The 17,526-nt window shown below is 44.5% G+C and carries 17 protein-coding genes; 8 read left to right on the top strand and 9 right to left on the bottom strand.

The genetic code is table 11. The features are described 5' to 3' along the window. Positions 1–4 precede the first annotated feature (4 nt). The 7 genes from LEP1GSC058_RS09610 to LEP1GSC058_RS09575 all read right to left on the bottom strand — a co-directional run bounded on the left by LEP1GSC058_RS09610 (position 5) and on the right by LEP1GSC058_RS09575 (position 6,890). The gene (locus LEP1GSC058_RS09610) at positions 5–1,267 is read right to left on the bottom strand and encodes a glutamate-5-semialdehyde dehydrogenase (protein WP_016549571.1); all 1,263 of its coding nucleotides are present in this window, start codon (positions 1,265–1,267) and stop codon (positions 5–7) included. Continuing rightward, complete coding sequence (gene proB / locus LEP1GSC058_RS09605; protein ID WP_408605700.1) at positions 1,264–2,133, bottom strand: glutamate 5-kinase; 870 nt, start codon at positions 2,131–2,133, stop codon at positions 1,264–1,266. The genes LEP1GSC058_RS09610 and proB overlap by 4 nt, the downstream gene beginning before the upstream one ends. After that, complete coding sequence (gene obgE / locus LEP1GSC058_RS09600) at positions 2,120–3,175, bottom strand: GTPase ObgE (protein WP_016550483.1); 1,056 nt, start codon at positions 3,173–3,175, stop codon at positions 2,120–2,122. The genes proB and obgE overlap by 14 nt, the downstream gene beginning before the upstream one ends. 95 nt (positions 3,176–3,270) lie before the next feature. Next, positions 3,271–3,528: a 50S ribosomal protein L27 gene (rpmA, locus tag LEP1GSC058_RS09595; protein ID WP_010414068.1), complete on the bottom strand. Its 258-nt coding sequence runs from the start codon at positions 3,526–3,528 to the stop codon at positions 3,271–3,273. Positions 3,529–3,531: 3 nt separating this feature from the next. After that, complete coding sequence (locus LEP1GSC058_RS09590; protein WP_016549890.1) at positions 3,532–3,852, bottom strand: ribosomal-processing cysteine protease Prp; 321 nt, start codon at positions 3,850–3,852, stop codon at positions 3,532–3,534. Further along, positions 3,849–4,160: a 50S ribosomal protein L21 gene (gene rplU, locus LEP1GSC058_RS09585; protein WP_010414064.1), complete on the bottom strand. Its 312-nt coding sequence runs from the start codon at positions 4,158–4,160 to the stop codon at positions 3,849–3,851. Before rplU ends, LEP1GSC058_RS09590 begins: the two co-directional genes overlap by 4 nt. A gap of 324 nt (positions 4,161–4,484) precedes the next feature. Then, on the bottom strand, positions 4,485–6,890 hold the full coding sequence (locus LEP1GSC058_RS09575) for a hybrid sensor histidine kinase/response regulator (protein ID WP_016550889.1): 2,406 nt from the start codon (positions 6,888–6,890) through the stop codon (positions 4,485–4,487). 139 nt (positions 6,891–7,029) lie between these two features. Here LEP1GSC058_RS09575 and LEP1GSC058_RS09570 point away from each other — a divergent pair, with 139 nt between their 5' ends. Further along, a complete protein-coding gene (locus tag LEP1GSC058_RS09570; protein ID WP_016550082.1) occupies positions 7,030–7,887 on the top strand; it encodes a pirin family protein in 858 nt (285 codons plus the stop codon). A gap of 106 nt (positions 7,888–7,993) precedes the next feature. Further along, positions 7,994–9,808, top strand: coding sequence for a translational GTPase TypA (gene typA, locus LEP1GSC058_RS09565; protein WP_016550622.1), 1,815 nt, complete (start codon positions 7,994–7,996; stop codon positions 9,806–9,808). 381 nt (positions 9,809–10,189) lie between these two features. Here the strand turns inward: typA and LEP1GSC058_RS09560 are convergent, their stop codons facing one another. Further along, entirely contained in the window at positions 10,190–10,492 is a 303-nt protein-coding gene (locus LEP1GSC058_RS09560) for a hypothetical protein (protein WP_084680425.1), read from the bottom strand. A gap of 393 nt (positions 10,493–10,885) precedes the next feature. Here LEP1GSC058_RS09560 and LEP1GSC058_RS09555 point away from each other — a divergent pair, with 393 nt between their 5' ends. The 5 genes from LEP1GSC058_RS09555 to LEP1GSC058_RS09535 all read left to right on the top strand — a co-directional run bounded on the left by LEP1GSC058_RS09555 (position 10,886) and on the right by LEP1GSC058_RS09535 (position 14,219). Beyond that, on the top strand, positions 10,886–11,356 hold the full coding sequence (locus LEP1GSC058_RS09555) for a DUF2059 domain-containing protein (RefSeq protein ID WP_016550242.1): 471 nt from the start codon (positions 10,886–10,888) through the stop codon (positions 11,354–11,356). A 469-nt stretch (positions 11,357–11,825) separates the two neighbouring features. Next, on the top strand, positions 11,826–12,746 hold the full coding sequence (locus LEP1GSC058_RS09550) for an esterase/lipase family protein (protein WP_016550860.1): 921 nt from the start codon (positions 11,826–11,828) through the stop codon (positions 12,744–12,746). 186 nt (positions 12,747–12,932) lie between these two features. Continuing rightward, positions 12,933–13,358, top strand: coding sequence for an SRPBCC family protein (locus LEP1GSC058_RS09545; RefSeq protein WP_016550090.1), 426 nt, complete (start codon positions 12,933–12,935; stop codon positions 13,356–13,358). Then, positions 13,355–13,783 (top strand): EVE domain-containing protein, encoded by a 429-nt coding sequence (locus LEP1GSC058_RS09540; protein WP_016550609.1) that lies wholly within the window; start codon positions 13,355–13,357, stop codon positions 13,781–13,783. Before LEP1GSC058_RS09545 ends, LEP1GSC058_RS09540 begins: the two co-directional genes overlap by 4 nt. Further along, on the top strand, positions 13,770–14,219 hold the full coding sequence (locus LEP1GSC058_RS09535) for a MarR family winged helix-turn-helix transcriptional regulator (RefSeq protein ID WP_016549897.1): 450 nt from the start codon (positions 13,770–13,772) through the stop codon (positions 14,217–14,219). Before LEP1GSC058_RS09540 ends, LEP1GSC058_RS09535 begins: the two co-directional genes overlap by 14 nt. A 4-nt stretch (positions 14,220–14,223) precedes the next feature. On the opposite strand, the gene LEP1GSC058_RS09530 is transcribed toward LEP1GSC058_RS09535, so the two are convergent. Beyond that, positions 14,224–15,195 carry an LIC12353 family lipoprotein gene (locus LEP1GSC058_RS09530; protein WP_016549590.1) on the bottom strand — a complete coding sequence of 324 codons (972 nt, stop codon included), beginning with the start codon at positions 15,193–15,195 and terminating at the stop codon, positions 14,224–14,226. Between the two features lie 265 nt (positions 15,196–15,460). Between LEP1GSC058_RS09530 and LEP1GSC058_RS09525 the strand changes: the two genes are divergently transcribed. Then, a complete protein-coding gene (locus LEP1GSC058_RS09525) occupies positions 15,461–17,521 on the top strand; it encodes a 7TM diverse intracellular signaling domain-containing protein (RefSeq protein WP_039948263.1) in 2,061 nt (686 codons plus the stop codon). Positions 17,522–17,526: the final 5 nt, after the last annotated feature.

Genomic DNA, 17,526 nt, shown 5'->3' with positions numbered 1-17,526 from the left:
GGAATTACCCTCTCACCTGTCCTCCTCCTTCTCCATACGTAGTGGTGGTCGTGAGATGCACTAAACCCATCGGCCCTCTAACATGAAGTTTTCCGGTCGAGATTCCGACTTCCGCTCCGAGTCCGAATTCTCCGCCGTCGTGAAAGCGCGTGGATATATTCACGAATAGCGCAGCGGAATCTAGAGATTCCAAAAATAAATTAGAAGCGCCCAAATCTTCCGTTACGATCGCTTCGGTATGACCGGAAGAAGTATTTTCAATAAACGAAATCGCTTCTTCGATAGAATTTACGGTTTTTACGGATAGACGTAGATCTAAAAATTCTTCCCAATATTCTTCCGATTTTACCGGAGTTCCGGCGGGGAAAAGGGAAAGTGCGGGAGGATCTAAAAGTAATCTTACTCCGTTCGCATCCAATTCTTTTAACAGTTCTTTAGAGTGGGGATATCCGGCATGTAAAACTAAATTTTCTACCGCGTTGCAGACGCCGGGGCGCTGTACTTTCGAATTCAGTATGATCGGTAAAACTTTTTTAGGATCCGCGGATTTATCTATATAGATGTTCACCACACCCTTATCGTGCTTTACGACGGGTATCAGAGAATTTTCCGAAACGAAGCTTATAAGTGCTTCGCCTCCCCGAGGAACCACCAAATCGATATACCGAGTCTGCTTGAGGAAGGGGATCATGATCTCGCGCTCGGTTTTACCCACTAAAGTCACTGCGTTAGGAGAAAGCCCGGCTTGTAAAAGGCAGTCTCGGAAGATTTCCGAAAGTATGCTATTGGAATGAAACGCTTCGCTCCCTCCTCTCAGTATACAAGCGTTACCGGACTTAAAGGATAAGGCTCCCACATCGATCGTCACGTTTGGACGGGATTCATAGATGACCATTATGACACCTAGAGGAACTCGTTTCGTAACCAGCTTGATGCCGTTAGGCAACGTTAAACCCCGAACGACTTCTCCCACAGGATCGGGTAGGGACCTGATTTCAAGAACCGCATTTGCTAAATTATGAATGCGTTTTTCATCCAGGGTTAAGCGATCCAGCATTGCCGCAGATAAGCCTTTCTCTTTTCCCGAGGTAACATCCTTCTCGTTTTCCGCGATAATTTCGGATTTGCGCGCGACCAACGCTTCCGCTAGCTTTTCAAGAACGGTATTCTTTTTCGAGGAATTCAGTTTTCGCAATTCCCGAGAAGCTTTCTGAGCGTTTTTACACAGGATTTCCACATATTCGAGTTCCGTTGGCCGTTGGATCATTGCGAATGTCCTCCGTTTCGTTTTGCTTGGAGGATCGCTTTAATTTCCTCCTCGGAATAGGATCGATGCTTTCCGTTTCCGGCAACTAAGGTCCCCAGTTTATTCTCTTCCAGAAAACGGCGCACGCAGTTTTTCTCCGTTCCATCTATGATACCGCTAGGAATTCCAGCTTCGTTTAAAATGCCGGCTGCTTTCAATTTAGTGTACATACCGCCGGTTCCGGGACCGCTTGGGCCTCCCGCAATGGAGAGCTCTCCGTTTCCTATTTCACTTAGATGGGATACAACCTTATCGTTTCTTAAAAAACCGGCGACTCCCGTTAAAATAATTAATAAGTCCGCTTCCACGAGCAGACTGACGACTGCTGAGAGAACGTCGTTATCGCCGAATTTCAATTCTTCCGTTGCTACGGAATCGTTTTCGTTAACGATAGGGAGGATTCCCCAATCCAATAGTTGCTGGAATGTGCTTCTGAGGTTTTTGAATCCTTCCCCGGTTTCTAAATCTAAGACTCCGAACAAGATTTGTGCAATCGGGAGATTCACTTTTGAAAAAAAACTGTCGTACAAGTTGATAAGCCGGTTCTGTCCCATCGCGGCTAGGGCTTGTTTTTCCGATAGCTTGTCTTCTGCGTTCACGCCCAGCGGGAGGCTATCCAACAATTTGCGACCTCGCGCGATAGCTCCCGACGAAACAAGGATGACTTGCTTGCCTTGATCGCGAAGATGCCTGATGTCGGAAACTAGACTGAATAGAAAATCATTCACTTCCTCTTCGGAACCGGAGAGGCGAGCGGATCCGATTTTAACGACGATCGTTTTTGCTGCTTGGATTTTAGAATCGAAGTCCGATCTACTCATTCGAATCTTCCTGTTGCTCTTGATTTTTTCCCGAGAGTCTTAGTTTTTCCAATTCTTGCTGAAAGAAAGTCTCATCCATAATTTCGAGTAATTCTTCCAAGTTCGTCGATTCTTTGGCCGAAATAGGAATAACTCTACCCAACGAAGATACGGATTCCAAAAGCTCTTTCGTAAAACTTTGATCTTCCCAAACGTCTATCTTATTCAAAACTATCAAATGAGGACGATTCAATAATTCTTTATTATATGTTTCTAATTCGGATCGAAGCATTTTGAAATCCGATTCTATATCCAATGCGCTGGCATCGAATACGTAAAGGATTCCTTTTACTCGCTCTATATGTCTAAGAAAGGATAATCCGAGACCGATGCCTTTACTAGCGCCTTCAACTATGCCGGGAATATCGGCGATAGTATATCGATAGATGTCTCCTTTCCGTTTGACTACTCCTAAGTTCGGGGAAAGAGTCGTGAACGCGTAACCGGCGATCTTCGGATGCGCTTCCGTAATCTGCGAAAGTAAGGTCGATTTCCCTGCATTCGGGAGGCCGACGATTCCGACGTCGGCTAAAAGTTTTAAACTCAGTCGAAGATGTTTATATTCTCCGGCTTCTCCCGGCTGCGAGAATTTAGGAGCTTGATGAGTGGATGATTTAAAATGAGTGTTTCCTTTTCCGCCTCGTCCGCCTTTCGCGACGGAAAATTCCATTCCATCCTCCACAAAATCGTAAAGAAGCTCGCCGCTATCTTCATCGTAGATTTGGGTGCCCAGGGGAACGTAGAGGACGAGATCGTCTCCCTTCTTACCCGAGCGATTGTTTCCTTCTCCCGGAAATCCTTCCGCGGCTTTAAATTTTCTTTTCGTAAGATAGCGATCGAGGGTGACCATAGAAAGATTCGTGCGGATAAGGACGTCCCCGCCGACACCTCCGTCTCCGCCATCCGGACCGCCGAATTCGACGTACTTTTCGTGACGAAAATGCATAGAGCCGGCTCCACCGTGCCCTGCGGTTACTTCGATGACCACTTCGTCTACGAATTTTTCCATTTTAGATAATTGCCTTTAAACAGAAAAAGAAAGGCTCGAGGAAAATTTCCCCCGAAGGCCTTTCTTTTTCCCGACTTTGACTGTTTAGGATAAAATTAGGATTCCGGATAAACCGAAACTTGCATTTTGGTCTTTGTGACCTGCTCGAATTTTACTCTTCCATGTACGAGAGAGAAAAGCGTATGATCTTTTCCTAAACCTACGTTTCTTCCCGCATGAAGTCTGGTTCCTCTTTGACGAACCAGGATATTTCCAGCCAAAACGAGTTCGCCTCCGAAACGTTTGACTCCAAGACGTTTAGATTGGGAATCGCGTCCGTTCTTCGAAGAACCGCCACCTTTCTTATGTGCCATTGTCTATTCTCCTATGAGTTCAATTTCCGAGGAATATTGATCCCTCAAATTTTCCAAACCATCCCGAACCAAGGCAAAGCTTGTTCGGACTACTGGATCATTCTCAAGGCCGGCCAGAATCTTGAATTTCAAGAATCCATCCCGGACTTCTGCGGGGCCCGCTTTTCCTTCTTTCCGTAAATGGAGATAGAGGGATTGAATCAGGACTCCGACCGCCGCACAGAGGAGATTGGATCCTTTGGTTCCTTGTTCTGCGGAGGCGTGCCCCACGGATTCAAAACCAAGAATCTCTTCTCCTTTACGGAGGATTTTTACTCGAATCAAACCGCCGAGAGGGAAACTACCTTGAGTTTCTGGAGTTGTTGTCTATGACCCCAGGTTCTTTGGGAGTTTTTACGTTTCTTATAAACGTAGCCGCGAATCTTCTCACCTTTTACGTCGTCTACGACCTTTAGGGAGACTTTTGCCGACTTCAGATCGGGTGCGCCGATATGAACCTTATTGTTCTCCGCGAACAGTAAAACCTTCGCATCGAAGGTATCACCGGGCTTTTTGCCGGTCTTTTCCGTCAGGAATTCGGAATCCTGGGTTACTTTGAATTGTCGATTGCCGACAGATATGATCGCGAACATCGTATATAGGCCTAGTTGTCTCGATTTTTGACCAGTTTGGAGCGGCGTGCGAGGGTGTCAAGTGGCTTCGAAGCTTAGAAGTAGAATTGGAGACAGTTGGTCGAATGGTTTTCCTTCCTAACTCGGAAGCGGCGGCGGGCTTTTTTTTCGAAGTCCCCGTCCGGCTTGGGCGGGAGCCGGATCGGTGGTACCCGCAGCAGAATTCGTATTTCATAGAATCGGCAATTCTGCAATTCTTTTTCATTTCGGTGTGCTGTGGGAGCTCCCACAAATTTCATTCACTCTCGCTCGGATAAAAATAAGCCGGGAAATGCCGATGCTAATTTATGGACGGACGGTTTTTTCCGCCCAGTACGAAATTTTTTCTCTCAAAACCGTTGGATCTATCGGCTTAGCTAAAAAATCATTCATTCCTACGTCGTAACTCATTTGCTCGAATTCTTTCATCGCGTGCGCCGTGAGGGCGATGATGATCGGATTGTTTCCGTCTCCGTACAATTTCCGAATTTGTCTAGTAGTTTCAAATCCATCCAATTCGGGCATTTCGATATCCATTAGAATCAGTTCGAAAGTTTTATCTTTGAGTAAACGTAAGGCTTCTCGTCCGCTCGATGCGGCAGTCGCGGGATGTCCGAATTTCGAAAGTAATCGCTGAATCACGAATTGGTTGGATGCGTTATCGTCCACGACTAAGATTTCCATTTTCCTGTTTCCCGATTTCGTAGGAACCGGACGCGGCGGATAATCGAAGGCGCTTGCTTCTTTAGCCCGGATCGTAAAAGTGAATTCGGTCCAGCTTCCTTTCTGACTTTGAACTGAAATATCTCCTTGGAGCAATTCGCAAAGTCGCTTGGAGATGGTTAAGCCCAATCCTGTTCCGCCATAAGTTCGGGTAATCGAGTTATCCAGCTGAGTAAACGGCTGGAAGAGCGAGGGAATTTTTTCAGCGGAAATTCCTATACCGGTATCGCGAACGGAGAACTCTAGATCTATATCCTCCTTCAGTTTATTTTTTACGCGAACGGATAATTGAATTTTTCCGTGATCGGTGAATTTTGCCGAATTCCCGAGTAAGTTTAAGAGGATTTGTGCTAAGCGAGTTCTGTCGGTGCGAATGAATTCCGGGACGTCCGGAGCTGAATCGAATTGCAGATCGATGCCTTTAGCATTCGTTTGTAAGCGGACGATTCCGGTTATTTCAGTAAGAAAATCGGCGATACGAAAGTTCTCGTAAATTAAATCTAATTTCCCCGATTCTATTTTAGATAAATCTAAAATATCGTTGATTATCACCAACAAATTGTTCGCGCTGGCGGTTATGATCCCGATGGTCTCCTTTTTCTCTCCCGGTGGCTCCGAATCGAATAGGAATTTAGACATTGCCAGGATTCCGTTCATAGGAGTCCTGATTTCATGGCTCATATGTGCAAGAAATTTGGATTTTTGTAAGTTGGCATTTTCCGCTTGAATTTTTGCGATTTCTAAATCTCTGGTTTTTGCGATAATTCTCGCCTCCAAAGTTTCATTTTGAGCGACAATGATTTTCTCCTTCTCCTCCTTAAGAGTATTGATGCTATCCGCTAACCCGAATGATAGAAAGGTCACTTCCAGCGTCGCACCTATATGAATCGAATATTCTCCAACTAGGATCGAATCGTAAACTCCGAGTCTCTGCAGAGACGTGATAAATATCGCGATTTCCATGGCGACCCAGGCTAATAAAAAGAATCTTGCAGGTTTAAAGTTTTGAAAGAGGCGAATCGATCCTATGCCGATCAATACGATCGGATGAATCAATCCGTAGATGACCGTTACTACGGAAGAAAAACGTAATGGAGCATATATGGATATTAAAGCCGCGAGTAAGGTCGTGATCGCGAAAGATTTTAAGAATAAATCGATCCAGCCTCCTTTCGAAATCCTAAGATACTGTAAGCTGAAAATTGCGGAAATGAAGAATGTAAAAAGTGAAAGTACGTTAGTGCTTTTGTTGCCCCAAGCGGGAAAATCGCCCCATAGAAATTGATTTGCGAGTCCGTTAAAACTTACTTGAGTCAGTATTAGGAAAAGAAGGTAGGTTACGTAATACAGATAATCGGATTCCCTAAGGGAAGTGTATAAAAAGAAATTATAAAGAATCATTATGAACATGCAGCCGTAACACAAGCCGAGAAATAAGGTTTCAGTCGTGGATTTCTCAAGATAGATTCTCGTCGGAGATGTAATGAGAGGGATGTTCATTGGCCCTTCATTGGTAAATCGAAGAAAGTATTCTTTTGTTTCCCCCTCCATTAAAAACGTTCTAAAAACGAAATATCGATGCTTTAGATCTCTCGTCTCGAAAGGAAGAGTGTCGCCGGTTCGGACAGAGCGGATTTCCTTTCCGTTTTTTGTTTCGTAAAAACGAATCTCGTCGGTATACGGGAATTCGGAAACGATTACATATTCCTCTCCATGTTCGGAGACATTTTGCAGCGAAAATCGAACCCAATAAGCGGAGTGAGTGAATCCGGGATGCAGGTTTTTTCTTCGACTTTTCAGAAATTCGGAATCGCGAAGCCCGGCAAGCAAATCGGACAGCTCAAAATTACGAGTACGGTCTTCCAAATATTCCATTCTCTCCGAGACACCCACGATCTTCGATTCGTCCAAAGGTATGGAACTTGAAAAGAGAGAACCGGGAAACGTCCAGAGAAGTAGAAAGATGGTAAGAAGAAAAAAATTCTGCATTATAGAGAGGCCATAGTAATTGACTCTTAAATTAAGCAATCTAGAACATGGCGACGAACAAAGGAATATCGATCCGAGCCCCTAGGAAACTTTTATAGTCGCCACCGTCAGAGGGTTTGCATCACGTCTAAATAACGGTATGAAATACATTTCGGGAAAACTTAGAGGCCTAGGCGACGGATTTTCAGTTCGTCGGATTCTTCCACATATTGACGTGAGGGCAGTCGGGCCTTTCGTTTTTTTAGATCATATGGGTCCCATTTCATTGATAAATGGCAATGAACTCGTGGTTCGTTCCCATCCGCATATCGGCCTAGCAACGATCACTTATCTTTATGACGGCGTTATTTTGCATCGGGATACCTTGGGAACCGAGCAAATGATTCGACCTTACGAAGTGAATTGGATGACGGCAGGTTCCGGCATCGCACATAGCGAGAGGTCGCAAGCCGATCCCCAATATTCCATTATAGAGGGGATTCAAACTTGGGTGGCTTTGCCCCAACAGCACGAGGAGACTCCACCTGAGTTCTTCCATTACGCTAGAGAGGAGTTCCCCGAATTGAGCGGAGGAGGCTGGGAGTTGCGACTAATTGCGGGATCACTTTTGGGTGAAATTTCTCCCGTTAAGGTATATTCTCCTCTGTTTTATGCGGATGTAGAGATCGAGCCTGGTGCCGAAATAGAACTTTCCGTTCCTTCCAAACAGGAAGGCGCGGTCTATGTAGCTCGTGGCAGTTTGGACGCCGAAGGCCGAATTGTTGGGGTCGGAGAGATGGCAGTTTATCCGATGGGTGGGGCGATCAAATTTCGCGCGGAGCAAGCAACCCGAGCGATTCTTCTAGGCGGAGAGCCGTTGCCTGAACGCAGGCATCTATGGTGGAACTTCGTATCCAGTTCTTTAGAGAGAATCGATCGAGCAAAAGACGACTGGAGAAACGATCGATTCGGAAAAATTTCGGGAGAGACGGATCGGATTCCCTTACCCGAAGCATAAGTTCTTTCGGATTCGGTGCATTTGTCTCGAAAACGTAATTTAGAAAGCGTTGATGGCCTAAATCGACCTTGCCACCCTGTCCCCTCGGGAAATTTTGGTTTTTAGCATGGAAATCCGCAACATCGCCATTATCGCACACGTAGACCACGGGAAGACAACCCTATTAGATGGAATTCTCCGACAGACAGGAGCCGTCACCGCTAAGGAAGACGGGGACCGGATTATGGACAGCAATGATCTGGAAAAAGAGAAAGGAATTACGATCAAGGCCAAAAATACTGCGGTCGTTTATAAAGGGACGAGAATTAATGTCGTGGATACTCCGGGGCACGCGGATTTCGGCGGAGAAGTCGAACGCGTCCTTTCTACTGCGGATTCATGTCTTCTGCTTGTGGACGCATTCGACGGACCCATGCCTCAAACGAGATTCGTATTGGGAAAATCCCTGCAGCTAGGCCATAAGCCGATTTTGGTAATTAACAAAATCGATCGGGATGGAGCTAGACCGTCCGCAGTCGTGGATATGGTATTCGACTTATTCAGCGATCTAGGCGCCACCGACGAACAATTGGATTTTCCGATCATTTATGCTTCGGCCAAGCAAGGTTGGGCCGTCCGCAGACTTGAGGATGCCCCCGGGAAAAACCTGGATCCGTTATTAGATATGGTTCTCGAGCACGTTCCTCCGGTAAAAGCCAGCGTGGATGCTCCTCTGCAATTTCAAGTCACTTCCTTGGATTACAACGACTATGTAGGTAGGATTGCGATCGGCAAGATCTATAACGGAAAGCTACAGAAAGGGATGAATGTGATTCAACTTTCTCCGAAGACGAACGGAAGAGACGAAACTCAAATATTAAAAGTTACGAAATTATATAATTTTGAAGGTTTAAAACGAAACGAAATCGATTTCGCCGAAGCCGGAGATATCGTATCGATTGCAGGTTTACCCGACGTATTTATCGGAGATACGGTTTGCGAACCGGGAAAACCCGCTCCTATGCCCGCGATAGAAGTGGAAGAGCCGACAGTATCCATGTATTTCATGGTCAATAATTCTCCGTTTGCAAGTAAGGAAGGGAAGTTCGTAACGACCCGGAATATCCGCGAAAGATTGGATCGTGAATTAGAAACAAACGTCGCGATGCGCTTGGAAGAAACGGAAGATAAGGACCGCTTTAAGGTTCTCGGCCGGGGGGAACTACACCTCTCCGTATTAATCGAAACCATGCGCCGGGAAGGATTTGAACTGCAAGTTTCTCGTCCCGAAGTTATCATTAAGAAGGGCGAAAACGGCGAGAAGCTCGAACCGTACGAATATCTTGTGATGGACCTTCCCGACCAATTTACCGGAAGCATCATCGCCGAGCTGAATCGTAGAAAAGGCGAACTTCAGTTAATGGAAGCTCATCCATCCGGGATGACTCGCGTCGAATTCGTAATCCCGACTCGGGGAATTATCGGGTTCCGGGGATATTTCGTTACGGAAACTAAGGGAGAGGGAGTTATGTCCAGCCGCTTCCTGCGTTTCGATCTTTATAAGGGAGAGATTCCTGGACGTAAGAACGGAGCCCTGATTTCCATGGACTCCGGAGATACGACCGGATACGCGCTCTGGAAAATCCAAGAGAGAGGGGAACTATTGATCGACCCTCAAACTTCCGTTTATCCCGGAATGATCATCGGAATTCACTCCCGCGAAAACGACTTGGAAGTGAATCCGGTTCGTGAAAAGAAATTGACCAACGTTCGTTCCTCGGGCGCGGACGAAGCGATTCGTCTCGTGCCGCCTCGCCGTTTTAGCTTGGAGCAAAATATCGAATTTTTGGACGATGATGAGTTATTGGAAGTGACACCGCTCAGCATGAGATTACGGAAAAAGATTCTAGATCCAAATATGCGTAAACGCGCCGGACGTTGAGCTAAATTAAACGATCGAAAGAGACTTAAAATTTTATTCGGCACATTCCAGTAAAAAGATCCCCGCGAAGAACGCGGGGGAAATTGGAAGTCCACCTATGAAGAAATCGAACCGAGAAAGGTTCGCCCAAGACAAGCTCTCTGAATCTTTCTTTTAGGGAAAATTCTCGGCTACCGTACGAAGATAGAGTTGAATATAGCGAAATTGTCGAAAATGACCTCGCTCTCCGATTGCAATTGCAGGAAACCTATATTAAAGATTTTTTAATCTTCAGGATTCCCTACATTCATTCGCAAATAATTCCGCAACGCGCGACAAGAAAGGTCGAGCGCAGATGGTTCTCGCCCTTCCTGTAGGTTTAAGAGAATCGTTATCGCAAATTCAGGATTGGGGTGGAGGAAGGTCTAAAAATTGAAATTGAATCCTAAGAAGATCATAAGAAAGCGTATCGTCGCCGGACGCAGTCGTTAGGAAGATAAATTGCGGTTTATAAGATTGAAAAGCCTCGGAACCGAAGCCGACTTTGGGAAAAACCGATAAATTGGACTCGAAACTTTTTTCGGGAATTGAGGCAACTGTCTGGTTTTTTTCGTTTATCAGAACATTTAGATTGCGGTTTAATTTCGCATTCATCAAGAAAACGGGAATATATAGAGCGAAAAGTAAGATAAATGACTTTCTCATCCGAACCCGCATGTTCATCCGCGCATAGACCTTAACCTTTTGATGTAATTTTGTAAATAAAAATTTCCATTCATTATGGTCTATATCAGAGAGTTAAAATTAACGAGCGAATTGAATTTTCATATTTCCTAATTCGCCGACTGAGTCCATATTAAAAATTCGCTTAACAACAAACTTGATTCGATTGTGAATTCTGCTTGTATATTCACGGGCTGAATCGCTTTATCTTCCCGATCGCGATCGGCCTATGGTGCGGAATTTCTTTTAATTTCCGCCATCAGAATCCGGTCGTCATAAAAAATTCAAGGTGGGACGGCTTGGGAATTTTAAACCGACAAACCGCTTTACATTCTCTTCATTTGGGTCCAAAATGAATTTTTGCCTGGGGGACGTATGAGTCGTTTATTATTCGCAATTTTTCTTTTCTTGTTCTCCGTATTCCCTTTGCTAGCGATCGATGAAAAGAAGGAAGAAATACGCCAACTTCTCATCTCTTCCGGATCGGAAAAAATGGGCGTGCTTGTCGTAGGCCAGATGATTTCCAGATTTAAACAGTTAATGCCTCAAATTCCCGAAGAGTTTTGGGAAGATTTTAGGAAAGAATTAAAGAGCGAAGATATGGTGGAATTGATTATCCCTATTTACGATAAGTATTTTACTCTCGAGGAAATCAAAGGCATAACCGCGTTTTACAATTCACCGGTCGGCAGAAAGCTGCTGGAAAAAAATCCGCAAATTACCCAAGAATCGATGCAAGTCGGAGAAATGTGGGGTAAGAAAATAGCGGAACGAGTATTAGAGCGTTTAAAAGCAAAGGGTTTACTCTCGCCGGATGCAAAACCTCCTACCCGCCAAGACATTTAAGAAGCGATCTAACTTTTTACTCTGTTCGATTTTAGAATGCTCCTTCTTTGGATCGGCGTAAAGTAGACCGAAAGATTTTAGAATGAATTTGCTTCAAAGCGAATTATATTACTAAAACGAAATATTCCTGCAAGGCTTCGATCTTTTTCTTTCTAATATACATATCAATCGTTATAGAAAAATCTTTTTCTTCAAAATAATCCTTTCGATATAACATTCTTTAGTTGACGATTTCCCGGCTAACTATAAAGAACTATCTACTTAATAACAACCGAGCGGCTGTTCGAAAATATTCGGTTCTTATAAAGTATTAATAACGAACGTTTGGGATAATACTTAGTATGACTCATAACGATAGTTTGAAATTAAAAATAGAAACTAGGAAGATCTTGAAAGCTTTTCCTCTATGGAGAAGCTGAGAGGAATCCTCCGCAAATAGTGATGAATAGTAAAGAGAAGAGGTTAAAAAATGTCTCGAGTATTGAGGATTTGGATTATAGGACTTACGCTTCTGGTGTCTGGAGCGATTCAAGCATCAGGCGGAGGTTCTTCGAGTAAACCGCTAGCAGGATCGTATCCGATCATATTGGCTCATGGATTATTCGGTTGGGGGAAATCAACCGGTATTATCGATTATTGGGGAGGCAATGCGGCCTATCTTCAGTCTCAAGGCGCGACTGTGCTGACTCCTACAGTAACGGCTACGAGTTCATCTTCTGCGAGAGCTGCTCAGCTAAAAACGGCAATTCAAGCTGCGATGGCTGCGAATAATTACACGGGCAAAGTCCATATTATCGGGCATTCACAAGGTGGATTAGACGCAAGATATTTAGTTTCGAATCTCGGATTCGCTAGCAAAGTCGCTACTCTGACGACTTTAAACACTCCTCACTATGGAAGTCCTGTTGCAAACGTAGTTCTTACTGTAATCCCAAGTTGGGCGTTACCATACGTTGCGACTGTTCTGAATACGGTAGTGGGTTTTGTTTACGGAGAGTCGAATCAGAACGCGGTTGCTGCCTTAAAGCTGCTTACGACTGCAGGTGCGACGGCTTTTAACAGCTCGACTCCAAACGCTTCCGGGGTGAAATACTTCTCTTTCGGATCGACGATTACCGTTCCCGATCTAATCGAGCACCCTGCTATGGGGCTTATTTATCCGATTTGCGCGATAGGAGCTCCTTTTTACGGGCAAAGTATCAGCAATGACGGTGTGGTTCCGGCCTCGTCTCAGCAATGGGGTACTTGGAAAGGCGGGCCATCCTATCCGATTACTACGACTGGGATCGACCATTTAGAGGCAACGAACGCTTTATATTTAGGTCAGACCTGGTATGACACGAACGGCTATTTCTTGAAAATGGCGTCCAATTCAAAAAGTAACCAATAGGTTAATTAAATCCACCGACAGTGGGCGTCCTACCCGTTTGGGGAGGGCGCCTTTTTTATTTCCTCCGAGCCGAACTTTGAAATTATAAAAAATAATATGCGTACATATTAAAAATAGGTTGATAATAAGTATACTTATTATAAGTGTTGTTTGTATATTGTAAGCACGCTTACTAAGGAGTATCAAATGTGGGAATACAAGTATAGTACGGAAATTCAAGGTGTTAGCGCTAAAGAGCTTTGGGACGCAAGAGCAGATATCGCAAACTGGCCTAAATGGGATTCGGGTCTTCTTTGGACGAAAATCGAAGGCTCCGTCGCAGTGGATAAGGAATTCGAATTAAAACCGAAAGGCGGTCCGAAAGTTAAGGTCAAAATCATAGAGGCGCAATCTCCTCGGAGCTTCGGTGACGAAACGTATTTACTCGGAGCAAGAATGAAATTTCTTCATTTCTTTGAAGATACGAAAAACGGTACGGAAATTCGAGTCGAGCTTAGCATTCGAGGGCCTCTTTCGTTTCTCTGGAAGAAAATCATCGGAGAAGAACAAGCTAAGAATATGCGGGAAGAAATAATTACGTTTACGGATTTCGTGAGAGAGGCTAGAAAATGAGTCGGTTCTGGATAGTGGTAGCCTCTAAAGATCATGCGAACGCGGGAAAGAAAAACGGGATCATTCAGGCTTGCCACGGTAAAAAGACGCCATTACAAAGAATGCGCGAGGGGGATTGGGTTCTGATCTATTCTTCCAAAGAAACGTTTGCGGAAAAAACGGCATGCAAGAAGTTTACTGCGATCGGAAAAGTATCGGACGAAGTGATTTTTTCATTTCAGATGAGCCCCGATTTTATTCCATTTCGAAGAAGAGTTTCTTTTTGCCAGGCTCGGGAAGTGGAGATTCTTCCGATGATTAACGAACTCGATTTCATTCCGAATAAAAAATCCTGGGGATTTCCCTTTCGATTTGGGATTTTGGAAATAGGCGAGGCCGATTTTCGAAAAATTGCGAGCCGGATGGGTGTAGATGTCAAAGGATGAAGTTTTTGGATTCGATAAAGCCGAGGAAAGTCCCGGCTTTTTGCTCTGGCAGGTTTCCAATCTTTGGCAAAGGGAAATTCGAAAAATACTCGAACCGCTGGATCTTACGCATGCACAATTCGTATTGCTAGCGGTGACTTACTGGTTGCAATGCTCGCGGGAGGAAGCGACTCAAATTCGAATTTCCGACCAGGCAAAGACGGACCCGATGACGACTTCGACCGTTTTACGAACGTTAGAAAGGAAAAAACTTGTTCGCAGATTCGCTCACGATTCGGATACTCGAGCAAAGCTTGTAGAAGTCACGAATGACGGCAGAAAATTATTGCAAGATGCGGTACATCGAGTCGAGGCCTTTGACGAACAATTCTTTTCCTCCTTAGGTAAAGGAAGAAAGGAATTTCTAAAAGGGTTGCAAGGCCTCTGCGATGTTTAATCGGTTATTTTGCTTTCAATCGTTCCAACTCTCGAATTAACTCTTCCTTCGAAACGCTCGGGTCCTGCTTTAGTCTGCGAATCAACTCTTCTGTCCCTTCTTTTTGCGAAATCGCTTTCTTATCGACTGTTCCAGCCAACAGAACGGGACTCAACGGGGACGGTATGGAAATTTCCTTGGAGCCGGCCTTGGGACGCAATTCGATAATGGCTACATATTCAAAGACTTCGGCAATCGACCCTGATACGTCTCCTATGAGAACCGACATTTCATTGGAGAGATTATCAGTCGAAGAAAAAAAAGCGGTGACATACTCTTTGCCGTCTTTACCCGGATAAATGCTCCGAGGCAAATGATAATAAACGACGCCGGCAATATCGTTATCGATTACTTTCTTGAATTTCGGCGTCGAAATACTGATTCTTCCGAGAAGGGGCATTCCAATTCTCTTATATACTTCTCCGTTGGAGAAGCGGATCGAGTTCATATCTTCGGAGAGATCCGCGCTTCTCCCGGATCCTTCCGTTAATAGATGCCCCACCTCCTTTACTTTTATAAAAGGACCGAAGGATTTTACGTCCCAATTTTTCGGATCGTCCGTGTTCTTGCCCGAGTAAAGTCTTTGAAGCTCCTTATATATCGATTCGAAGAATAAAAGTTCGTGTCCGCTCGTGATTATTTTTCCCGAACGCAACTTCATTTCTTCGCGATTTTCGCTCATGCTGAATTGAAGTCGAGTTAACGTTTCGTTAACGAATTCCAGCTCCCCTTGTGCCGTTCTTCTGATCCAAAGCATCTGTATTTTTAATTTGTTGTCTTTGGTCCAATCCGTCGATTTTTCGTTCAAATACAGGCCCGCGATTTCAGGGATAGCAGGAGTGGGTTTTCCTCTTAGCTGATCGCTACAGGAAACGAGAAAAATAAACGAGCAGAGTAAAACTCCGCGATAAATGGATGCTAACGATCGTTCTTGCATGTGAGAAAGCTTCCGATAGAGGAAACGGCGGTAAAGGAAAAAAACGATTCGATTGCTGACGAACCGGACAATTATCTTGACAGTACGGCTTTCCGAGTATGCTTATAATCGCGGCGAAGATCGGACGGGAATCATAGATTTGAAATAAATTTTGCTCCTTATCGGTATGAGCATTTTTATGGACTGTTCCCGCAAAATCACAGGGAACTTAACGTTGAATACACTCGGTGCAATTACTGAAAGTCGGAATGGAAAAAGCCTTCGAATGTTTCAGTTCATCCTTTTGTTTTCGGTAATTTGGATAGGGCTTGCTTCGTGCCGAAAGAATCTTTCCTACCATCCGACGGCGGTCGCCGGAATTTTAGATCTTAGGAATTGGAATGTCGCAGAACACCCGCTAATCGATTTGGACGGTGAGTGGGAATACTATCCCGGGCTTTTGTCTTCCTCGGGTAAGGTAGCGGACGATAAGAGGTCGTTTAACGTTCCCGGTACATGGAACGGTTCAGGTTATGGCACGCTGAAGCTGAAGCTTCTCCTTCCGGAGAATTCTCCCGCATTCGCTTTTTATTCGAAAGGACAGGCGACCGCATTTACTTTATATGTGAACGGGGAGAAGATTCTAAATTCTGGAACTCCCGGCGCGGATCGGCAATCGAGCATACCTGACAGTCGTCCTTCGTTTCATGAATTGAATCATAGCGCTTCCGAACTATTAATTGTATTAGAAATTTCTAATTTTTATCATCGATTCGGAGGTCTTTGGTACGGAATTCGATTCGGAGAATCGGAGGAACTTAAAAAGGAAGTTTCGCAATATAGAGATATGGATTTGTTTTTGGGGGGAATTTTTTTCCTTACGTTTCTCTATCATATCGGTTTGTTTTTGATACGCAGAAAAGACAGATCGCCTCTTCCGTTCGGCCTATTTTGTTTCGTTCTATTCGTAAGATTATTAGTCACGGAAGATAAGATTCTTTTGTCCTATTTCCCGTCCTGGGGATACGAAACGTCAATGCGGTTGGAATATTTATCGTTCTATCTTTCTTTACCGCTGGGGCTCCATTATTTACGACATACGTTTCCCGAATTCTTTCCGAAAATTTGGATAAGAGGTTTTTATATCTTAGCGTGCGGCTTCGCTTTAAGCTCTCTATTGTCTTTTCCCGAAGCCTCAAAGGTAATTCCTTATTACCAGGCGGTCATGTTCGCCGCAATTATTCTTGCCATATACGTGCTCTGTCGCGCGGTTCTGAATAGAAAACCGTACGCGGCTCCGTTATTATTCGGCTTTTTTACGTTATCTGCGACAGGTGTCTTGGACGTTCTTTCGGCACATCAAATTTTGGGGACTCGTTTTTTGATGCCGATCGGTCTTTTAACGCTCGTACTTATCGAGACTTTCGTATTGTCTTCCCGATACGGAGATCTTTATAGGGAAAAGGAAATATTAACCGAAAAGATGCTAAGACTTAATATAACTTATAGCCGTTTCGTTCCGAGAAATTTCCTGGGACTTCTAGAAAAAGGGAATATAGCCGATATGCTTCCCGGCGATCAAGTCAGAAAGGAAATGACGATTCTTTTTTCCGATATCAGGTCGTTTACCGAAATTTCGGAAAGCATGAACGGTAAGGAAAGCTTTGAATTTCTAAATAACTATTTAAGTAAAATGGAACCCGTAATTCGGACAAATCACGGTTTCGTGGACAAGTATTTCGGCGACGGCATCATGGCTTTATTTTCCGAACGTCCGGATGATGCGGTTAACGCAGCGATTCAAATGCAAACGGAAATTCTTTCGTATAACCGACAGCGAATTGGCGATAGGGCTATTCGAGTCGGCATCGGAATCCATACAGGTTCGTTAATTTTAGGTTTAATCGGAGCCGAAGGGAGAATGGAAAGTACGGTGATCTCGGAGGCGGTCCATGTTGCTTCTCGCTTGGAATACCTTACGAAATATTACGGTGCGAATATCCTGATCAGCCAAGATTCTTTTTTACTTTTAGAACAACCGGATCGATTCCTAATTCGAAAGTTGGATAAAATCGAAATAAAAGGAAAGATCGACGAAGTCTTTATCTATGAAATCGGAGATTATTTAAACGCTACGGAAAAAGAGGCATTTCAAAATTCAAAGCAATATTATGAAAAAGGGTTGGATGCCTTTTTTGCCGGACGGTACATGGACGCCGGCGAAACATTCCGGGAAGCTTTACGAGTTTATCCAGGAGACAAAGCAGCCAATCTTTATTTAAAACGTTGCACGGAACAATTGCCGACTCGGGTGAAGCGCTACGCTCCGGGGCCGGATCTGGCATAGATTCC

The sequence above is a fragment of the Leptospira fainei serovar Hurstbridge str. BUT 6 genome (genome assembly GCF_000306235.2).
Taxonomy (GTDB): domain Bacteria; phylum Spirochaetota; class Leptospiria; order Leptospirales; family Leptospiraceae; genus Leptospira_B; species Leptospira_B fainei.
The sequence above is the reverse complement of the archived record's forward strand: the minus strand, read 5'-3'. Positions and strand labels throughout refer to the sequence as shown.

Excerpts from the sequence above, each read along its gene's own strand:
- LEP1GSC058_RS09610 (WP_016549571.1), bottom strand. The coding sequence starts at position 1,267 with ATGATCCAACGGCCAACGGAACTCGAATATGTGGAAATCCTGTGTAAA.
- obgE (WP_016550483.1), bottom strand. The coding sequence starts at position 3,175 with ATGGAAAAATTCGTAGACGAAGTGGTCATCGAAGTAACCGCAGGGCAC.
- rpmA (WP_010414068.1), bottom strand. The coding sequence starts at position 3,528 with ATGGCACATAAGAAAGGTGGCGGTTCTTCGAAGAACGGACGCGATTCC.
- rplU (WP_010414064.1), bottom strand. The coding sequence starts at position 4,160 with ATGTTCGCGATCATATCTGTCGGCAATCGACAATTCAAAGTAACCCAG.
- LEP1GSC058_RS09575 (WP_016550889.1), bottom strand. The coding sequence starts at position 6,890 with ATGCAGAATTTTTTTCTTCTTACCATCTTTCTACTTCTCTGGACGTTT.
- LEP1GSC058_RS09570 (WP_016550082.1), top strand. The coding sequence starts at position 7,030 with ATGAAATACATTTCGGGAAAACTTAGAGGCCTAGGCGACGGATTTTCA.
- typA (WP_016550622.1), top strand. The coding sequence starts at position 7,994 with ATGGAAATCCGCAACATCGCCATTATCGCACACGTAGACCACGGGAAG.
- LEP1GSC058_RS09560 (WP_084680425.1), bottom strand. The coding sequence starts at position 10,492 with ATGAGAAAGTCATTTATCTTACTTTTCGCTCTATATATTCCCGTTTTC.
- LEP1GSC058_RS09555 (WP_016550242.1), top strand. The coding sequence starts at position 10,886 with ATGAGTCGTTTATTATTCGCAATTTTTCTTTTCTTGTTCTCCGTATTC.
- LEP1GSC058_RS09550 (WP_016550860.1), top strand. The coding sequence starts at position 11,826 with ATGTCTCGAGTATTGAGGATTTGGATTATAGGACTTACGCTTCTGGTG.
- LEP1GSC058_RS09545 (WP_016550090.1), top strand. The coding sequence starts at position 12,933 with ATGTGGGAATACAAGTATAGTACGGAAATTCAAGGTGTTAGCGCTAAA.
- LEP1GSC058_RS09540 (WP_016550609.1), top strand. The coding sequence starts at position 13,355 with ATGAGTCGGTTCTGGATAGTGGTAGCCTCTAAAGATCATGCGAACGCG.
- LEP1GSC058_RS09535 (WP_016549897.1), top strand. The coding sequence starts at position 13,770 with ATGTCAAAGGATGAAGTTTTTGGATTCGATAAAGCCGAGGAAAGTCCC.
- LEP1GSC058_RS09530 (WP_016549590.1), bottom strand. The coding sequence starts at position 15,195 with ATGCAAGAACGATCGTTAGCATCCATTTATCGCGGAGTTTTACTCTGC.
- LEP1GSC058_RS09525 (WP_039948263.1), top strand. The coding sequence starts at position 15,461 with ATGTTTCAGTTCATCCTTTTGTTTTCGGTAATTTGGATAGGGCTTGCT.